Consider the following 17437-nt stretch of genomic DNA (forward strand, 5'->3'; position numbering starts at 1 on the left):
TGCAACCACCCGTGCACGCAGCGTCCCGGAGGACACATGACCGCGGTCCCGCAGTCCTGCCCGGTCACCACCGACTTCCGGTTCGCCGGGGTCGGCGACGTCCTCGGCGGGTTCGCCCGCTTCGACGCCCTGCAGGACGAGCACCGCGTCTGGCGGGTCGAGGAGCCGGGCGGGTCGTACTGGATGGTGCTCGACCGCGAACTCGCCCTGCGCGGGCTGCAGGACCACGAGACCTTCTCCAGCTCGGCCATCACCCCGCTGGACCCGGACCCGCAGCTGCGCATGATCCCGATCCAGCTCGACCCGCCGGAGCACGGCAAGTGGCGGCGGCTGATGTCGGGCTACTTCTCCCCGCGGCGCATCCGCGAGCTCTCCGAGCGCATCGAGGCCCGGGTCACCGAGCTGCTCGACGAGCTGGAGCCGCGCGGCGAGTGCGACTACGTGCACGACTTCGCCTTCCGGTTCCCGACGGTCATCTTCCTGGAGATCGTCGGGCTGCCCGTGTCGGAGCTGCCGACCTTCGTCGACTGGGTCACCGCGGCCCTGCACGCCGACGAGGACGGCGTGCTCGACCGGGCCAAGCAGGTCGCGGTGATGCGCCAGGTCATGGGCCGGCTCGCGGTGGAGCTGCAGCAGCGCCGGGCCGCACCCGACCCGGGAGCCGCCGACATCCTCAGCCACGCCCTGGACTGGGAGGTCGACGGGCGCCCGGCGACCGACCAGGAGGTGCTGTCCTGCTGCCTGCTGCTGTTCCTGGCCGGGCTGGACACGGTGGCCAACGAGCTGTCGATGGCCACCCACCACCTGGCCACCAGCCCCACCGACCGGGCCGCGCTCGCCGCGCACCCGGACCGCGCCGGCGCGGCCGTCGAGGAGCTGCTGCGCGCGTTCACCATCACCCAGCTGGCCCGCAAGGTCACCCGGGACACCGAGTTCGGGGGCCAGCAGCTCCGCGCGGGCGAGATGGTGGTGTTCAGCCTGGCCGCGGCCAACCGCGACACCGCGGCGCTCGACCGGGCCCGCGAGGTCGTGCTCGACCGCGAGCCCGTCCCGCACTACGCGTTCGGCGCCGGGCCGCACCGCTGCCTCGGCTCGCACCTGGCCCGCCAGGAGATGGAGATCGCGCTGCGGCTCTGGCACCAGCGCATCCCGGACTACGCACTGGCCACCGACGCTCCGGTGCGGGAGTACCGCAGCAGCGTCTACGGCGTCATCGACCTGCCGCTGCGCTGGGCGCCTACCTGAGCCCCGCCGGGGGTCAGTGCACGCAGAACTCGTTGCCCTCCGGGTCGGTCATCACCACCCAGAACTCGCTCCGCCGAGGTGCTGCGGGCGCCGGCCGCCCGGGTCAACGGCCGCAAGCGGTTCATCGTCACCGACACCGTCGACCGGACCGCCAGCGGCGACCTGATCAAGCGGTGGATCGACAAGCGGTCCAACTGGCGCTGCGGCGACGCGCCAGCGGTGCGCTGCCTGGAGTGCAACGGCTCCGGCATCCACGACCCCGCCTGCATCTGCTCGCGCGGCTCCAGCGGGAAGTGCCACTCCTGCGAAGGCCGGAAGAAGGTCCGCGTGCACAGGCCGGGGGCGTGACGGCCGACGCCTCCCTGCCGCGCTGCTCGAACTGCTGGGCGCCGCTGCGCCGCGACAAGCAGGGCCGCTGGGTCAACGACGAGGCCGTGTCCAAGCCGACCTGCATGCTGCCCGGCCGCCCCCACCGCGTCCGGACCGAGATCGAGCGGTGGGTGCGCTGATGAACTGCCGCTGAGGCGGGAGGTGCCGGCAGCCGGGGCTTGATCGCAGCTGAATGCGTGGGTCGCCCCGACCCGGCGGGTTCACCTGGTCGGGGCGGCGCGTGGTGGTCCTCAGATCAGGGTGGTCACCAGGCGGACGCAGGTGGCGAGGATGGCGACCAGGCCCACCGCGGTGATTGCGTTCTGCCACCAGGTGTTTCGCAGGTCGCCCATCAGGCGGCGGTTGTTTGCGAGGATTACCAGCAGTACTCCGAGCAGGGGTGCGACGACGACGGTGAGTGCCTGGGCGCCGATGATGAGCTGCACCGGAGATGCGCCGCCTGCGGCGACGGTGACGATGGCCCCGAAGGCGAGCACGCCCAGGATACCGAGCCGGACCCGGCGGGAGGAGAGCCGGTTGTCCCAGCCGAGGCCGTCGGCCAGCAGAGTGCCGCCAGCGGTGGCGTTCGCGATCATGGAGGAGAACGCGGCACCGAAGAAGCCGAGGGCGAAGATGATCCGCCCGGTGTCACCGGCGATGGGCTCGAGGACCCCGGCGAGTTGGGCGAGGCTGGCGCCTTCCTGGCCGGACCCGCCGAGCACGGCGGCGGCGGCGACGATGACCAGGGCGGTCATGACGCCGGGGGCGACGATGCCGGGGATAGTGTCGACGAGGGTGGTCTCGCGGTACTGGTCGCGGCGCAGGCCGCGTTCGCGGGAGGCGTAGCCGGTGTAGAAGGCGGCGTTGATGGAGAAGTTGGTGCCGACCAGGGCGACGAGGAGCAGGCCGGTGCCGGCCGGGAGGTTGGGTAGGAGCCCGGCGGCCGCCCCGGTCCAGTCGGGCCGGCTGAGGATCGCGGTGGCCACGAAGGAGATGCCCATGATGACGACGACCGCGAGCAGGATCTTCTCGATGACGCCGTAGAGCCTGCGGGCGAACAGGACCGACGCGACGACTGCGGTGCAGGCGAGTGTCCACCACATCGGGGAGCCGCCGAACACCAGTGACAGGCCGAGGCCGGAGCCGACGGCGTTGCCGACGGCGAACATCAGGGTGATCGCGAAGACGCCGAGTCCGGCGGCGCTGCCGGTGATGCGGCCGAGGGTCTGCTTGACGGTCTCGACCACCGAGTCGCGGGAGACGATCGCGATGCGGACGCTCATGTCGGTGAACGCGATCATGAGGACGGTGGAGATGGCGATGACCCAGATGAGTGAGTAGCCGAAGCGGCTGCCGGCCTGGACGGCGGAGGTGAGGTTACCCGGGCCGAACTGCCAGGCGCCGACGACGAACGCCGGGCCCATGAGGGCCAGCAGTCGCATGGCGGTCGCGCGGCGCCCGGGGTGCGCAGCGGCGTCGGGGTGGGGCGGTGCGGGGTGTTCGGACGAGTTTCCGGGGCGGGATTCGGCCGGCGTCCCAGTGGGGCTGGTGGGGGTCGTGTCGGGCATGTCCATCTGTTCCTCGCCCTCCGCGTGCGGTTCGCGGAGTTCGTCGGGGACTGCGTTGTCACCGGCCGGGCAGCGGGAAGGGGCGCGCCGGCAAGGGGCGAGCAGGTGGACGCGATGCACGTCGATCCTGCCCTGCTCCGCTCGGGGGTGACCCGACCGGAGGCCGTGTGGTGTTGTCGTCTTGTGGTCCGTCACACCAGCTCAGGCGAGCTGGGCGGCCTTGATGGCGTCGGCGATCTCCTGCTCGGCCTCGGGCGTGAGGTCGGCCAGCGGCGAGCGGACGACGGCGTTGGGCAGGATGCCGCGGGTGCGCAGGCCGATCTTGAGGGCGACGGTGCCCTCCATGTGCGAGCCGCGGTGGTAGACGGCCCTGGTGACCGGCAGCAGGCGGTCGTGCACCTTGCGGGCGGCGTTGTAGTCGTGGGCCTTGCCAGCGGCAATGAGCTCGAGCAGCGGCTCGGGCGCGAGACCGCCGTAGCCAACCAGCAGCCCGTCGACGTCGAACATGGTGTGCAGCAGGTACTCGTCGTGGCAGGACAGGATCTGCAGACCGGGCTGCTCACGGCGGAGCACCGGGATCTCGGTGTCCCAGCGGCGCATGTTGCGCACGCCGTTCTTGGTGGCGAACACGCCGGGCTGGGCGGCGATCTCGAGCTGGGTGTCGAGGTTGTAGTTGGCCTTGGTGTTGTCCGGGTACTGGAACAGGATCAGCGGCAGGCCGGTCTCCTCGAAGATGGCCTTGTAGCGGTCCTGCGGGGCGCCGGCCTGGTAGCCGAAGCGCAGCCAGCCGTGCGAGGGGTAGACCAAACCGGCCGAGGCACCGGCGTCGACGGCGCGCTTGGCCTCCTCGACGGCGACCTTGGTGCCCTCACCGGTGATCCCGGCGATGATCGGCACCGCGACCTCGGCGACCAGATTGCGGACCAGGGCGACCTGCTCGTCCTGGGTGAGGAAGGTGCCCTCACCGGCGTGGCCCAGTACGACCAGGCTCTTCACGCCGTCGTGTCCGGCCAGCCATTTTCCCAGGCCGGCCATGGCGGCGTGGTCGACGTCGCCGTCCGGGGTGAACGGGGTGACCGGCGCCGGGTTCAATCCGCGGAGATCGAGAGACATGTCGTTGGCCCTTCGAGTGTCTGAGCGTCGCGTTAGGAACGGTTGCGGGAACGTTCCCAAGTCTGCGATGCGCGACGCAAGCAGTCAAGGGGATGTGCCAAGATCGTTCCCGGGAACGTTCCCCTTCCGGTATGCTGTCGACCGTGGTGACGATCGTGGACGTGGCCAGGGCGGCCGGGGTGAGCAAGTCGACGGTGTCCCGGGTGCTCGACGAGCGCCTGCCCCGCTCGCACAGCGCGACCGCCGAGCGGGTCCGGCAGGCCGTGGCCGAGCTCGGCTACGTCCGCGACCCCCTGGCATCCGGGCTGCGGCGGGTGGGGACCAGCACCGTCGGCGTGGTCGTCCCGCGCCTGACCGACACGGTCATGGCCGTGTTCTACGAGGAGATCGCCGCAGCGGCCGCTAGCCGCGGGCTGTTCGCCGTGGTCGCTACCACCGACGATCAGCCCGAGACCGAACGGGTCGCCGTCGAGTCACTGGTCCGCCGCCGCGTGGACGGGCTGATCCTCACCACCGCCCGCATCGATGCTCCAACCCCGCTGGGGCAGGCGGGTGCCGCGATCCCGCACGTACTGGCCCTGCGCACCAACGGCACCAGTGCCGCATCGCTCGGCGACGACCGCCTCGGCGCCCACCTCGCCACCCGCCACCTGCTCGACCTCGGCCACAGCCGGATCGGCCTGGTCTGTGGCCCCTCGTACGCCTCCAGCGCCCGCGACCGCCACGCCGGCTACTGCAATGCCCTCGCCGAAGCCGGCGTGCCCATCGACGACACCCTGCTGGCGGGCGACTCCTTCTCCATGGAAGCCGGCGAAACCGCCGGCCGCACCCTGCTCGACCACCCCGACCCGCCCACCGCCATCTTCGCCGTCAACGACAACACCGCCATCGGCGTCATGGCCGCCGCCCACAACCTCGGCCTGCGCATCCCCGAGGACCTGTCCCTCGTCGGCTACAACGACATCCCCATCGTCAGCCGACTCCCCGTCCCCCTCACCACCGTCCGCGTCCCCTTCCAGCCGATCGCCCTCGGCGCGCTCGACCTCCTCCACGACGCCGGCAACGGCAACCCGCCCCGCACCCTCATCGCCGCACCCACCCTCATCCCGCGCAGGTCGACGAGCGCTCCCGGTCAGAGCGGGCGCCCGCTGCCCGTCACCGCGACGTCGAAGTCCGCGTAGAGCAGGCGGGACAGCTCGAGTCGAGACTCATAGGAGACGTGCGTCTGCATCGTTGCGGACAGTAGACGCCCGAGTAGTGCTGCTGCCCCTTACGCAGCGAGTCGATCGGCTTCCCGCCGGGGTCATCACCCGGAGCGGGCCGAGGGCCTTCGGGTAGCGCTTGGCCGAGACGTTGATCGGCGCGGTGAAGATGTGCAGGTGCTTGGAGTGGCCGAACACGAACCGGATCCCCTCGCGGATCTCCCGACGCAGGTCCATCCGCTCGACCGGGCGGTCGCGCCGTGGCGGCTTGCGGATGCGGAGCACGAAGTACGCCGAGGTCAGGTAGGTCACGGCGTCGGCGAGCAGGGCCAGCGGACCGGTCAGCAGCTGCACCAGGACACCACCGATGCCCGGGCCGCCGACCTGGGCCAGCGAGCGGGAGACCTCCAGCTTGCCGTTGGCGTCGACGAGCCGCCGCTCCTCCACCAGCTCGGGGAGGATGGACAGCTGGGCGACGTCGAAGAAGAGCGTGCCGAGGCCGATCCAGAAGGCCACCGCGTACATCAGGGGCATGGACAGCACGTCCAGCCACACGGCGAGCGGCACCACCAGCAGCGCCAGCGCGCGCCCGACGTCGGCGACGACCATGACCAGGCGCAGCGGGAGCCGCTCCACCCACGCCCCCGCGGGCAGCCCGACGAGCAGGATCGGCAGGTACTCCACCGCCCACAGGAGGCTGATCTCGAACGGCGAGGCGTCCAGCAGGAACAGCGACACCAGCGGCAGGGCCAGCAGCGTGATCCCGGTGCCGACCAGGCTGACGGTCTGGGACAGCCAGAGGTCGCGGAAGTCGGCGACGTTCCACAGGCTGGCTCGCAGGTTCGGCCTCCAGCGCAGCGTCATCGGGGGGCTCGGCAGGGCATGGGGTGTGTCCTCTCATCCGGTGGAGCGTGGGCCGGCGCGGGTCATCCGGACCGGGCCGGCGGTCCGTCGGCGGTCCGGTCCGCGGGGTCGGGCGTCAGCAGGTGGGTCGTGCGCTCGAACGGGTAGGTGGGCAGGCGCACCCGACGCCGGCGCTCGCCGGAGTGCATCGCCGCGAAGTCCACCGGCGCGCCCGCGGCCCACAGCCGGCCCGCGGCCGTCGCGAGGGCGCGGGCTCCTGCGGCGGCGGACCCGTCCGGTCCGGTCCGGCCGGGTCCGACGGTCACCGGCAGGTACCGGTGGCCGGGTGGGGCGGCCCACGGGTCGGCGGCGGGCCGGTCGGGTGCGGCCAGCAGGCGGACGGCGGCGGCCGGCGTGGACGCCCCGGCGAGGCAGGCCGCCGTGTGCGCGCCGACCCCCCGCCCGGCCACGGCCGCAGGCGCCGCGCCCCACGAGGTCAGCAGCGCGGCGGTCGCGTACTCCAGGGCGAAGACGGCGACCGGACCGATCGACGCCGTGAGCGCGGGGGCGGGGGAGAGCAGGGCGTCCCGAAGGTCGGCGCCCAGCACCGGGACGGCCGTCTGGGCCACCTCGTCGAGCGCGGCGCGGAACGCGGGCTCGGTGGCGTGCAGCTGCGCGCCCGCGCCGGGAGGGGGCCACGGGTCGTCGTCGAACTCGAACAGCAGCCCCGCGTCCGCCGCGGTGGACACCGGGAGGGCGGGGTGCTCGCCGCGCAGGGCGGTGACGGCCTCGGCGGCTTCGGCCGCCACGACGAACCGGCGCAGCGGGTGAGCGGTGCGCCCGGTCTGCAGCGTCCAGGCGACGTCGGCGAGCACGGCGTCGGGGTGCCGCTCCAGGTGCTCGGCCAGCCGCAGCGCGGTCCGGTCGAGCGCGCTCGGCGTCCGGGCGGACAGCGCCAGCAGCTGCACGGGCCGGGCCGGGCCGGGCTCGGGGGCGGGCGGGGCCTGCGCCACGACCGCGTGCGCGTTGGTGCCACCGACGCCGGTGGCGTGGGTGCCCGCGATCCGGGGCCGCCCGTCCGTGGTCCAGGGGCGGGTGCGGTCGTTGACCACGAAGGGCGACGACGCGAAGTCGATCTCCGGGTTCGGCTCGGTGAAGTGCAGGCTGGCCGGTAGCGCGCCGTGCTCGACGCACAGGACGGTCTTGATCAGGCCGACGATCCCGGCAGCGGCGTCGGCGTGGCCGATGTTGGACTTGACCGAGCCGATCCGGCACGGGCCCGCATCCGGGCCGAACGCCTCGGTGAGCGCCGCGACCTCGATCGGGTCGCCGAAGGGGGTCGCCGTGCCGTGCGCCTCGACGTAGCCGATCTCGTCGGGCCGCACGCCCGCGACGAGGTGGGCGGTGCGCACGACCTCGGCCTGCCCGCGGACGCCGGGCGCGCCGAAGCCGACCTTGGCGCGGCCGTCGTTGTTGACCGCCGTGCCGCGCAGCACGGCGTGCACGAACCAGGAGCACCTCTCAGGTGAGCAAGAGTAGTGGGTTCACCCGCGCCCGGTCGTCGACACCGCCGCAACCGGGGGCGTGTCCCACGCCAGTGGCGTGTTGTTGACCGAGGCCGCCCGCATCGTCGTGCTCGATCTCGCCGTGACTCTCGCCGTGGGTGGGGACTGCCTGGCCGACACCGGAGGCGGCGCCGGTGACCGTCAGCCGGAGACGGGTTCGGCGGGCTCGCCCGCGCGTTCGGCGCGGGCGCGGCGCAGGCGGTCGTGGGCGTACTCGGCGGCTGCGGTGGGATCCCCGAGCAGGCGGTCGGCGATGGCGGACAGCGGGTGGATCTGCCCACCGGCGCCCCACGTGCCCTCCGGGACCTCGGTGGGGAACACCCAGACCCGGCGGGGGTCGCGCGGACGCGATCCGCGTTCGGCGTCGAGGACGGCTTCGGTCACCGCAGCGACCACGCCGGCGCGTCGCTCGGGATCCCACTGGCCCTCGGGGACTGTCGCGATGACCTTGTAGCGCGGGTTGGCAGGTTCCCGGCCGCCCACGGTGACCAGGGCGGGGCGGTGCAGGAACAACCAGGCCGCGGCCTGCGCGGCCGGGTCGCCGGGATCGGCGCCCTCCCAGGTGAGCACGATGTCGGTGAGGGTGGCCAGCAGTTCCCGCTCGGCGTCGTCATCGAGCGCGCCGGCGGGGATGTGGACGTCGAGCATGGGCATGCGGGCTCCCCGAGCATCTGAGTTTACTTACGCAACGCAGGTGCACTGTGCTCGGCTGGGTTCGGACTGTCAACCCAGGTAGGCTCGGCGCATGGCGGATCGCGCTCGGGCCGGCCGTGCCGACGCGGCGCGGCCCGATCCTGAGATCGACCCCTGCTCCGTCGCCCGCACGCTGGCGGTGGTGGGGGAGAGGTGGACGCTGCTCGTGCTGCGCGAGGCCTTTTACGGCGTGCGGCGGTTCGCCGACATCCAGGCCCGCCTCGGCGTCGCGCGCAACCTGCTGGCCGCCCGGCTCGCCACCCTGGTCGAGCACGGCATCCTCGTGCGGTCCCCGTACCGGGACCCGGGTAGCCGGGTACGTGAGGAGTACCGGCTCACCGACCGGGGCCGCGAGCTGTTCCCGATCCTGGTCGCCCTGATGCAGTGGGGCGACGCCCACCTCGCCGATCCGACCGGGCCGAGCGTGCTCATCGAGCACCGGGATTGCGGCCGCCCCGTGCGCGCGGAGCTGCGCTGCACCGCCGGGCACAAGGGGTTGGGCGCTCGCGACACGCGCGCGGTACACCGGTCCGGGAGCGAATCCGGCCCCGGTAGGCCGGCACGGTGCTGACCTGGCCGGTGGCCAGGACGTGGTCGGCGGCCACGGCCGCGGTGTCCGGGCTGTGGCGCACCCCGTCGGGGCCGCCGTAGAACCCGGCTACCGAGTCGGTGTCATGGAACCAGCCGGCGACGCTCGCGAACCCGCTGACCGCCGGCCCGCCGGCGATCGCGGCCAGCACGTACTGAGCGCTCGCGCACACCCCGAGCAGCGCGGGCGGGCGCCGCGACAGCGCGGCCGAGGAACCCACCGCCGAGCTGGCGAGCAAGCCCTGCAGTCGATCCCCGCAGCCGATGTCGAGGTGTGGCTGCTCGCACTCCACGGCACCAGGGAATTCACTCGGCCGTTGATCGTCTTGGGTGCTGCGGGGAGGGATCGGCTTTACGCTCATCCGCCGCGACCGCGTCCAGGAACTCGGGCTTGTCCAACTCGGCCCACAACAACGTCACCACGTGCGTCTCTGCCGCCAGCAACAACGTTCCGGTGCATCCCCGCCCGCCCGCGGTCGGGTGGCGCTGAAGGTGCGGTGCGCTGTGGTTCTTGAACTTCTTGACCGCGCCGACCAGACGATGACCACACACTCCGCACCGCGCCAGACCACCAGTCAACAGGTACTTGCGGTCGGTAGGGGTCGTCGGCGTCGAAGGTGACCTGACGGACAGTGACATGGCCGGCGATGCTACGGCCTGCGACCGACAGCGGCCGCCCGTCGTGGACGCCCTACGGTGACCGGTGGTGGACAGCACGGGCACGGTGGCCGAACGCCTGGCCGCGCACCTGCGCGCCGGCACTCGGCTCGACCTGTTGGCGGGCACGGCCGAGGGCGAGCTGCTCGACGCCGACACCATGCACGGCTGGGGCGACGGGTGCGTCGGCGCGCTGTTCGTCACCGGGTTCACCGGCATCGTCCGGCGGACCTGAGCGGTGCCCACCGAGCCCGACCACTCCGGCGTCGACCTGGCCGCGATCACCCGGGCCGCGCGGGCGCAGGCGGCCCGGCCCACCGCCGGCATCGCCGACATGCCCGCCTACCTCGCCGCCCAGGTGGTCGACCGCAGCCACCGCGCGGTCGTCGGCCCCCTCCGCGCCGGTCGCGGGGCCAGCGGCGTGGTCGTCCACCGGGGCCGGGTGCTGGCCGAGTGGGGCGATCCCACCACCGTGGAGATGGCGTTCAGCGTGACCAAGACCTTCCTGTCGCTGGTCGCCGGCGTCGCCTTCGACGACGGGCTGCTCCGGCTCGACGACGCCGTGCGCGACGCCGTGGCGCTGCCCGAGTTCCGCGTGCCGCCGGCGCACGCGATCACCTGGCGGCACCTGCTCCAGCAGACCAGCGGCTGGCGCGGGACGGTGTGGGGCAAGCCCGACACCGCCGACGCCCAGTCGGTGGGGGAGCCGGGCCCGCCGGGCACCTCGTGGGCCTACAACGACGTCCGGGTCAACCTGCTCGCCCTGGCGCTGACCGCGCTGCTGGGCCGCGAGCTGCCCGACGTCCTGCGCGAGCGGGTCACCGATCCGATCGGTGCCACCCGCAGCTGGTCCTGGCACGGGTACGCCGGATCCCGCCTCGGCGACCTGCGGGTGGTCAGCGGCGGGGCGCACTGGGGCGGCGGGCTGTGGATCAGCGCCGCCGACCTGGCACTGGTCGGCGAGCTCGTCCGGCGGCGCGGGAGCTGGGACGGGCGCCGCGTGCTGTCCGCGCGCTGGCTCGACGAGAGCTGGGCGCCGTGCCCGGTCCGGCCCGACTACGGCCTGCTCTGGTGGCTCAACGACGGGGGCCGGGTGCTGCCGGCCGCGCCGAGCACCGGCCGCGCCGCCCGCGGCAACCGCGGCCGCCACCTGCTGTGGGTCGACCCGGCGCGCGAGCTCGTCGTGGCCTCGCACTGGGGCGACGACGTCGCCGACCTGCTCGCGGCGGTGTCGGCCGCGATCCCCCGCGGTGCGACGGAGATCGCGGGGTAGGGCCGCCGCGCCAGGGGTACTCGCATGATCGGCAGGAGGAGGATCATGTCGATACCCAGCGTGCAGTCCATGGCCGAGGTCCCGGTCACCGCGGCGCTGACCGCCGTCGCCGACGTGTGCGGGCGGCTGACCGCGCTGGCCGGCGCGGTCACCGGGCGTCCCGAGCGGCCCGCCACCGTGGACGAGCGCTGGCTCGGCAGCGGGCCCGTCGTGATCGTGGGTGGGTTCGGCACCACGCCGTTCGGCCTGCGGACCATGCGCGACTGGGTCGAGCGCCTCGGCTACCGGGCCACGGTGCACACGGCGGGCATCGGCACCGGGTGCGGCGGGCGCAGCGTGGAGCGCCTGCGCGCGGTGATCGAGCGGGCCGACGAGGGCGACGGCGTCCGGGTCGTGGCGCACAGCCGCGGCGCCCAGTTCTCCCGGGTCGCCACCGTCGGTGGTGCGCCCGTGCGCGCCCTGGTGGCGCTGGGGGCGCCGTTCGACATGGCCAGGATGAGCCCGTCGATGATCGCCGCGGCCACCGCGATCGGCGCGGTCGGCAGCCTCGGGCTGCCCGGCATCGCGACCCTCGACTGCATGCGGGGACCGTGCTGCGCCGAGTTCCGCGACGCCCTGCGCGCGCCGGTGCAGGTGCCGTTCACCTCCGTGTACACCCGCGGCGACCGGGTCGTGCCGTGGCGGGCGTCGCTGGACCACGGCGCGCGCAACGTCGAGGTCGGTGGCGGGCACCTGGGCCTGCTCGAGCGCGCCGACGCGCTGCGGGCCGTGGCCGCCGGGCTGGCGGCCCGGTCGGCGAGCCCGGCGGCGCGACTGGCGCCCACGGGATAGATCACCCGATCGGCCCCCCAAGATCACTTCTCCCGGCGGTCGTGACGGGTCCCGTCCCGACGTACGGTCTCCTGCCAGCGACGGCGTGAAGGGGGACGCATGGCGAAGCCCGGTGGTCCGGAGGTCTTCGGCGGCAGCAGCGGTGGGGACGAGGTCGTCGCGGCCTTCCCCGCGCGCCACCTGCCACCGCCCACGTTGCGCGATCTACCCGACGCGCCCCGGTCGTACTGGCGGCTGATCGGGCCCGGCATCGTGGCCGCCGGGGTCGGCCTCGCCTCCGGCGAGTTCCTCCTGTTCCCCTACATCGCCTCCCAGGTCGGGCTGGTGTTCGTGTGGGCGGCGATCGTCGGGCTGCTCACCCAGTACGTGCTCAACATGGAGATCGAGCGCTACGCCCTGGCCACCGGCGAGACCGCGCTCACCGGCTTCAGCCGGTACTGGCGGCACTGGGGCCTGGTCTTCGCGATCCTGACCTACTTCGCGAACCTCTGGCCCGGCTGGGCCACCAGCTCGGCCACCCTGGTCACCTACATGTTCGGCGGCGACGCCGTGTGGATCGCCATCGGCATGCTCCTGGCGATCGGGCTGATCCTCACCCTGGCCCCGGTGATCTACGTGGCGCTCGAGCGCGCGCAGATGGTCAAGGTGGCCGCGGTCGTGCTGCTGTTCGTGGTCGGCGCGATCTTCGCGATCGGCGCCCCGGCCTGGCGCGACCTGCCCCAGGTCGTGACCAACCCGCAGATCCCCGCCGAGCAGCTCGGCTTCGCCACGCTGCTCGGGGCGCTGGCCTTCGCCGGCGCCGGCGGCGGGCAGAACCTCGTGCAGGCCAACTGGATCCGCGACAAGGGCTTCGGGATGGGCAAGTACATCCCGCGGCTGGTCAGCCCGATCACCGGCGAGCCGGAGGCGATACCGAGCACCGGTTACGTTTTCCTGCCCGACGAGGGCAACATGAAGCGTTGGCACGGGTGGTGGCGCTTCGCCAACGTCGAGCAGCTCACGACGTTCGTGCTGATCACGTTCCTGACGATCCTGTTCACCTCGCTGCTGGCCTACGCCACGGTGTTCGGCCAGTCCGACCTGAGCAACAACATCAGCTTCATCCGGACAGAGGGCGAGGTGCTCGGCGAGCGGGTGGGCCCCTGGTTCCAGTACTTCTTCTGGTTCGTCGGGGCGCTGTCGCTGTTCGCCGCCGCGCTGGGCATCGTCGACTACACCAGCCGGCTCGCCGCCGACGTCATCACGACCTCCTACGCCCGCGACGCCAACGAGAGCAAGATCTACGCCGGGCTGGTCTGGGGTCTGGTGTTCATCGGCATCGCCGTGCTGCTGGCCGGGTTCACCCAGCCGCTCGCGCTGGTGATCGTGTCCGCGGTGGTCGGCGGGTTCATGATGTTCATCTACTCCGGGCTGCTGATCCTGATCAACCGCAAGGTGCTGCCCGCCCCGATCCGGGTGCGCGGGTGGCGGCTGGCCGGGTTGGTCTGGTCGATCCTGCTGTTCGGGGTGCTGTCGGCGCTGACCTTCCGCGACCAGCTGGCCAAGCTCTTCGGCGGGTAGGGGCTGCGCGGGCCGCGGGGGGGGGGCGGGGGCGCCGGGGGGCCCCCGGGGGCGCCCGGGGCGCCCCCGCCCCCCCACCAGCGGGGTGGCCGCGGGGTGGTCGTCCTGCCTGCGCTTCCGCGACGGGGGGCTGCGCGGGCCGCGGCGCGGCCCGGCGGCCGCCGGGGCTACCCGGCGGCGTCCGGGTCCGCGCCGCCCAGCTCGGCGATCCGCGCGTCGATGCCGAGCACCTGGGCGATCGAGGCGCCGCCGGCCATCTCGCGGCGCCACCCCTCCTCCTTCTCCGCGACCGCGCGCGTCCGCTCCAGCACCACGGCCGCGTGCCGGGCCGGGACGACCACGATGCCGCTGCTGTCGGCGCGGATGATGTCGCCCGGGGCCACCACGACCCCGCCGAGCTGGACCACCACGTTCAACGCGCCCGGGCCCTCGTTGGAGCGGGTGGCGGGATGGGTGCCGCGGGCGAAGGTGGGCAGCCCGACCTCCCGCAGCCCGTCCAGGTCGCGCACCGCGCCGTCCACCACCAGGCCGACGCCGCCGCGCGCGCGGATCGCCCCGCCGATGATGTCGCCGATCAGCGCGGCGTCGGTGTGGCCGCCGCCGTCGATCACCACGACGTCGCCCGCGCCGACCAGGTCGGGGGACTTGAGCACGAACAGGATGTCGCCGGGCTTGGTCCACAGGGTCACCGCCGGACCGCAGATCTCGGTCGCCGACGTCAGCGCGGTGATGCCGGGACCGACCACGCCGACCGGGGCGCCGCTGTCGGCGATCTGGGTCGTCGGGTAGCGGGCCAGTTCCCGCACCAGCTCGGCCGGCGGGCGGGGGACGTCGTGCTCGATGAGCCATTGGTCGGGGTGCCAACGACTCATCGCTCTCCCTCGCTGCGCTCGGTCGGCGCTTCGCGCGGACGCAGTGCCGATGATTCGCGCGCAAGCTCGCTCATGGCTCTCCCTCGCCGCGAGATCGGGTAGGCCCGAACGTACGCGGCTCAGCCGCCGTGCGCCGCGCGGTGCTCGGCGAGCACGTCGCGCACCACACCGGCGTGCGCGTCTGCGTCCGGGGCCACCGACCCCGGGCCGCCGGGGGCCATCGTGATCAGCGCCTTCCACAGCGCCCAGCCGCGCCCGCGCGCCCACATCGCGTCGTCGGCCGGCACCGCCTCGCGGAACTCCGCCCGCGCCGCCCCGCCCAGCAGGGTCCAGCAGACCACCAGGTCGCAGGCGGGGTCGCCGACCCCGCTGGTGCCGAAGTCGATCACGGCGGTGAGCCGGTCGGCCCCGTCGACCAGGAGGTTGCCCGCGGCGACGTCGCCGTGGAACCACACCGGCGGGCCCGTCCAGGGGGCGGCGAGGGCGCTCTCCCAGACCGCGAGCGCCAGATCGGTGTCGACCCGATCGCGCAGCGCCTGCAGGGCGGTCCGGGTCTGGGCGTCGTAGACGCGCAGATCGCCCCCCCGGTGGAAGCTGTGGGCGCCGGCGAGCGGGCCGCCGGTGGCCTCGACGCGGCGCAGCGCGCGCAGGAAGGCGGCGAGGTCGCGGGCGAAGACGACCGGATCGCCGATGCGGCCCGGGGCGGCCGGGCGCCCCTCGATCCACCGCCGCACCGACCACGGCCACGGGTACCCCTGGCCCGGCGCGCCCAGCGCGAGCGGCTCGGGCACCGCCACCGGCAGGTGGGGAGCCAGGCGCGGCAGCCAGTCGTGCTCCTTGGCCACGGCCGCGACGTAGCCCTCGGCGGTGGGCAGCCGCACCGACATGGTGGAGCCGAGGCGGAACGTGCGGTTGTCCCACCCGCCCACCTCGACGGGGCGCACCGGCAGGTCCGCCCAGCGCGGGAACTGCGCGGCGACCAGCCGGGCCGCCAGCGCGGCGTCGATCTCCTCGCGGTCCACCGTCGACGATCCTGCCCCGGCGACCGGGTCCGGGTCGCCCGAATTCGGCGCGTCAGCGGCCGTGCGGGGCGGGGCGCCCGCCGGCGTGCGAGACGGTGCCCGCGGTGGCCTCTGCCGCACGCCGCAGGGCCCGACCGGGGTCGTCGCCGTCGAGGAGGGCGACGGTGAGGACGGCCGTCAGCGTGTCGCCGCCACCGGTGGTGTCGACGACCGGCGTGTCGTCGAACGGGACGAACAGCTCGCCGTCGGCCCAGGCCACGACGTTGCCCGCGCCCTCGACCCCCAGCGCGACGACCGACGGTCCGGTGTCGAGCAGCCGGTGCGCGGCCGCGCGGACCCGCTCGACGTCGTCGGTCGCCAGGTCCTCGTCCAGCAGCAGGGCGGCCTCGGCGGGGTCGGCGCGCAGGACGTCCACCGCGGCCAGCAGCGCGGCCCGCGCGTCCGGCTCGGGGGCGCCGTCGAGCACGACGAGGGCGTCGGTCGCGGCGACCCGGGCGCACCGCAGCAGCGCCGCGCCGGGCTGCTGGGCCTGCAGCACGACCGCCCGCGCACCGGCCACGGCCGGTTCGGCCGGGCGCACGTCGTCGGGGGTCAGCAGGACGGCGTCGGGCAGGTGCTGCAGGTAGCGCCAGCGCCCGTCGTCCTCGAGGACCTCGACGATCAGGCCGGTCGCGGTGTCCGGGCGCCGGACGACGTGGCGGGTGTCGACCCCGTCGTCGGCGGCCTGCGCGAGCAGCCGGTCGGCCACCTCGTCGGAACCGGCCACGGCCAGCAGCCCGACGCGCACGCCCGCGCGGGCCACGGCGACCGCGCAGTTCGCGCCCTTCCCGCCCAGGACCTCGCGGCGCTCGCGCACGTCGGCCGCTGAGCCGGCGTCCGGGAGCCGGGGCACCCGCAGCACCAGGTCGCGGGCGAGCTGACCGACCACCACCACGTCCATGCCCATCGGTTACCCGCCCGCGCGCGGATCACCGTGCGATGCGGTCGGGATGGCGGCGCCGGCGCGGTTGATCTGATCAGGGGGGATGCCCGCGGCCCGGTTCCGCGGCCCGCGGTCGCCCGGCTGAGCGCCGGTCAGGCCGCGGTGTGCATGCGGACGTGCGTGCCGTGGCGGTCGCTCCACACGTGCAGCGCCGAGCAGGTCTGGCGGGCGATCCACACGCCCCAGCCCGAGCGCTGCGTGGAGACGGGCGGGCGCAGGCCCGGCAGCGGGTCGTCGAGGCGGCCGCGGTCGTGCACCTCGAAGACGCAGGCGCGCTCGACGACCCACATGTGCAGCTCGGCCGGGGGGGCACCGTGGTGCACCGCGTTCGTGGTGATCTCGTTGACCGCGAACACGACGTCCTCGGCCCGGGCCCGGGCGTAGCCCGCCCCGATCAGGGCCGCCTCGACCCGGCCGCGGATGTCGCTGAGCCGCGCGGACTCCACCACCAGCACCAGGTCGGGCGGGCCGAGCAGGGCGGGCGGGGGGACCGGGATCTCGGCGAGCACCTCGCGCGGTGGGCGGTGCAGCGGGTTGGGGCGCAGCTCGCCGTCCAGCACGAGGGCGGGGTGGTTGCGCAGCGTGCCGTCGGTGACCGCGCGGTGCAGCGGCTGCTCGGGGTAGAAGCAGCGCAGGTCGCTCGCCGTGCCGGCCAGCACGACGTTGAAGGCGGCCTCCAGCTCGACCCAGAACCGGCCGTCCGGGCCGTCGAACCGGCTGTCGTGCGCGGCGACCAGGCTCACCGGCCCGTCGCCCGCGAGCTCGCGCAGCCGCGCGGCCAGGCGCACGGCCATCGTCTGCCCGCAGCGCCCGGCCGGGTCGTCGGGGTGATCGAGCACGGTCACCCGGTCCAGACCGCCCAGCGCGGCGCCGACGGCGCGGGCGATCTCCGGGGGGAGGGCCAGCGCGACGGGGACGCCGCGGTCGAGCCCGGCGCGCACCACCGGCACGATCTGCGCCACCAGCGCCGCAGGCGACGCGAAGAAGGCGGCGGCGTGCCGCGGCGCCGCGCACGGGGTGCCTGCGGAGGGAGCGGACAGCGGCTCGGACACGT

Annotated in this window: 20 protein-coding genes; 9 read left to right on the top strand and 11 right to left on the bottom strand. The window is 74.2% G+C overall.

The window, feature by feature from the left end; genetic code table 11:
* The first annotated feature begins 36 nt into the window (after positions 1 to 36).
* Positions 37 to 1245 carry a cytochrome P450 gene (locus KDL28_RS18220; protein WP_252440216.1) on the top strand — a complete coding sequence of 403 codons (1209 nt, stop codon included), beginning with the start codon at positions 37 to 39 and terminating at the stop codon, positions 1243 to 1245.
* A gap of 13 nt (positions 1246 to 1258) precedes the next feature.
* On the opposite strand, the gene KDL28_RS42140 is transcribed toward KDL28_RS18220, so the two are convergent.
* The gene (locus KDL28_RS42140; protein ID WP_372497011.1) at positions 1259 to 1303 is read right to left on the bottom strand and encodes a hypothetical protein; all 45 of its coding nucleotides are present in this window, start codon (positions 1301 to 1303) and stop codon (positions 1259 to 1261) included.
* Between the two features lie 20 nt (positions 1304 to 1323).
* Here KDL28_RS42140 and KDL28_RS18225 point away from each other — a divergent pair, with 20 nt between their 5' ends.
* Both KDL28_RS18225 and KDL28_RS18230 read left to right on the top strand, forming a co-directional pair.
* Complete coding sequence (locus KDL28_RS18225; protein WP_252440218.1) at positions 1324 to 1593, top strand: hypothetical protein; 270 nt, start codon at positions 1324 to 1326, stop codon at positions 1591 to 1593.
* A complete protein-coding gene (locus KDL28_RS18230; protein ID WP_252440219.1) occupies positions 1590 to 1754 on the top strand; it encodes a hypothetical protein in 165 nt (54 codons plus the stop codon). Before KDL28_RS18225 ends, KDL28_RS18230 begins: the two co-directional genes overlap by 4 nt.
* 111 nt (positions 1755 to 1865) lie before the next feature.
* Here the strand turns inward: KDL28_RS18230 and KDL28_RS18235 are convergent, their stop codons facing one another.
* Both KDL28_RS18235 and KDL28_RS18240 read right to left on the bottom strand, forming a co-directional pair.
* The gene (locus tag KDL28_RS18235; protein ID WP_252440221.1) at positions 1866 to 3188 is read right to left on the bottom strand and encodes an Nramp family divalent metal transporter; all 1323 of its coding nucleotides are present in this window, start codon (positions 3186 to 3188) and stop codon (positions 1866 to 1868) included.
* 195 nt (positions 3189 to 3383) lie between these two features.
* Entirely contained in the window at positions 3384 to 4295 is a 912-nt protein-coding gene (locus KDL28_RS18240; RefSeq protein WP_252440223.1) for a dihydrodipicolinate synthase family protein, read from the bottom strand.
* Positions 4296 to 4438: 143 nt separating this feature from the next.
* Here KDL28_RS18240 and KDL28_RS18245 point away from each other — a divergent pair, with 143 nt between their 5' ends.
* A complete protein-coding gene (locus KDL28_RS18245) occupies positions 4439 to 5476 on the top strand; it encodes a LacI family DNA-binding transcriptional regulator (protein ID WP_252440225.1) in 1038 nt (345 codons plus the stop codon).
* A 27-nt stretch (positions 5477 to 5503) separates the two neighbouring features.
* Here KDL28_RS18245 and KDL28_RS18250 read toward each other — a convergent pair whose 3' ends face one another.
* The 3 genes from KDL28_RS18250 to KDL28_RS18260 all read right to left on the bottom strand — a co-directional run bounded on the left by KDL28_RS18250 (position 5504) and on the right by KDL28_RS18260 (position 8559).
* Positions 5504 to 6361: an MFS transporter gene (locus tag KDL28_RS18250; RefSeq protein ID WP_252440227.1), complete on the bottom strand. Its 858-nt coding sequence runs from the start codon at positions 6359 to 6361 to the stop codon at positions 5504 to 5506.
* Positions 6362 to 6423: 62 nt separating this feature from the next.
* Positions 6424 to 7845 carry a CurL C-terminal domain-containing protein gene (locus tag KDL28_RS18255; RefSeq protein ID WP_252440229.1) on the bottom strand — a complete coding sequence of 474 codons (1422 nt, stop codon included), beginning with the start codon at positions 7843 to 7845 and terminating at the stop codon, positions 6424 to 6426.
* 201 nt (positions 7846 to 8046) lie between these two features.
* Positions 8047 to 8559 carry a tautomerase family protein gene (locus KDL28_RS18260; RefSeq protein ID WP_252440231.1) on the bottom strand — a complete coding sequence of 171 codons (513 nt, stop codon included), beginning with the start codon at positions 8557 to 8559 and terminating at the stop codon, positions 8047 to 8049.
* A 91-nt stretch (positions 8560 to 8650) separates the two neighbouring features.
* Between KDL28_RS18260 and KDL28_RS18265 the strand changes: the two genes are divergently transcribed.
* A complete protein-coding gene (locus KDL28_RS18265) occupies positions 8651 to 9169 on the top strand; it encodes a winged helix-turn-helix transcriptional regulator (RefSeq protein ID WP_252440233.1) in 519 nt (172 codons plus the stop codon).
* A gap of 323 nt (positions 9170 to 9492) precedes the next feature.
* On the opposite strand, the gene KDL28_RS18270 is transcribed toward KDL28_RS18265, so the two are convergent.
* Positions 9493 to 9825, bottom strand: a complete 333-nt coding sequence (locus tag KDL28_RS18270) for a hypothetical protein (RefSeq protein ID WP_252440235.1) — start codon at positions 9823 to 9825, stop codon at positions 9493 to 9495.
* A gap of 67 nt (positions 9826 to 9892) precedes the next feature.
* Between KDL28_RS18270 and KDL28_RS18275 the strand changes: the two genes are divergently transcribed.
* The 4 genes from KDL28_RS18275 to KDL28_RS18290 all read left to right on the top strand — a co-directional run bounded on the left by KDL28_RS18275 (position 9893) and on the right by KDL28_RS18290 (position 13507).
* Positions 9893 to 10078 (top strand): hypothetical protein, encoded by a 186-nt coding sequence (locus tag KDL28_RS18275; RefSeq protein ID WP_252440237.1) that lies wholly within the window; start codon positions 9893 to 9895, stop codon positions 10076 to 10078.
* A gap of 3 nt (positions 10079 to 10081) precedes the next feature.
* Positions 10082 to 11116 carry a serine hydrolase domain-containing protein gene (locus tag KDL28_RS18280; protein ID WP_252440239.1) on the top strand — a complete coding sequence of 345 codons (1035 nt, stop codon included), beginning with the start codon at positions 10082 to 10084 and terminating at the stop codon, positions 11114 to 11116.
* A gap of 45 nt (positions 11117 to 11161) precedes the next feature.
* Positions 11162 to 11947 carry an alpha/beta hydrolase family protein gene (locus KDL28_RS18285; protein ID WP_252440241.1) on the top strand — a complete coding sequence of 262 codons (786 nt, stop codon included), beginning with the start codon at positions 11162 to 11164 and terminating at the stop codon, positions 11945 to 11947.
* A gap of 99 nt (positions 11948 to 12046) precedes the next feature.
* Positions 12047 to 13507, top strand: coding sequence for an Nramp family divalent metal transporter (locus KDL28_RS18290; RefSeq protein WP_252440243.1), 1461 nt, complete (start codon positions 12047 to 12049; stop codon positions 13505 to 13507).
* Positions 13508 to 13674: 167 nt separating this feature from the next.
* Here the strand turns inward: KDL28_RS18290 and KDL28_RS18295 are convergent, their stop codons facing one another.
* The 4 genes from KDL28_RS18295 to KDL28_RS18310 all read right to left on the bottom strand — a co-directional run bounded on the left by KDL28_RS18295 (position 13675) and on the right by KDL28_RS18310 (position 17435).
* Positions 13675 to 14379, bottom strand: coding sequence for an RraA family protein (locus KDL28_RS18295; protein WP_252440245.1), 705 nt, complete (start codon positions 14377 to 14379; stop codon positions 13675 to 13677).
* Positions 14380 to 14498: 119 nt separating this feature from the next.
* Complete coding sequence (locus KDL28_RS18300) at positions 14499 to 15401, bottom strand: aminoglycoside phosphotransferase family protein (protein WP_252440247.1); 903 nt, start codon at positions 15399 to 15401, stop codon at positions 14499 to 14501.
* A gap of 52 nt (positions 15402 to 15453) precedes the next feature.
* The gene (locus KDL28_RS18305; protein ID WP_252440249.1) at positions 15454 to 16341 is read right to left on the bottom strand and encodes a PfkB family carbohydrate kinase; all 888 of its coding nucleotides are present in this window, start codon (positions 16339 to 16341) and stop codon (positions 15454 to 15456) included.
* A 134-nt stretch (positions 16342 to 16475) separates the two neighbouring features.
* The gene (locus KDL28_RS18310) at positions 16476 to 17435 is read right to left on the bottom strand and encodes an ATP-binding protein (protein ID WP_252440251.1); all 960 of its coding nucleotides are present in this window, start codon (positions 17433 to 17435) and stop codon (positions 16476 to 16478) included.
* Positions 17436 to 17437: the final 2 nt, after the last annotated feature.

The organism is Pseudonocardia humida (assembly GCF_023898865.1).
Lineage (GTDB): Bacteria > Actinomycetota > Actinomycetes > Mycobacteriales > Pseudonocardiaceae > Pseudonocardia > Pseudonocardia humida.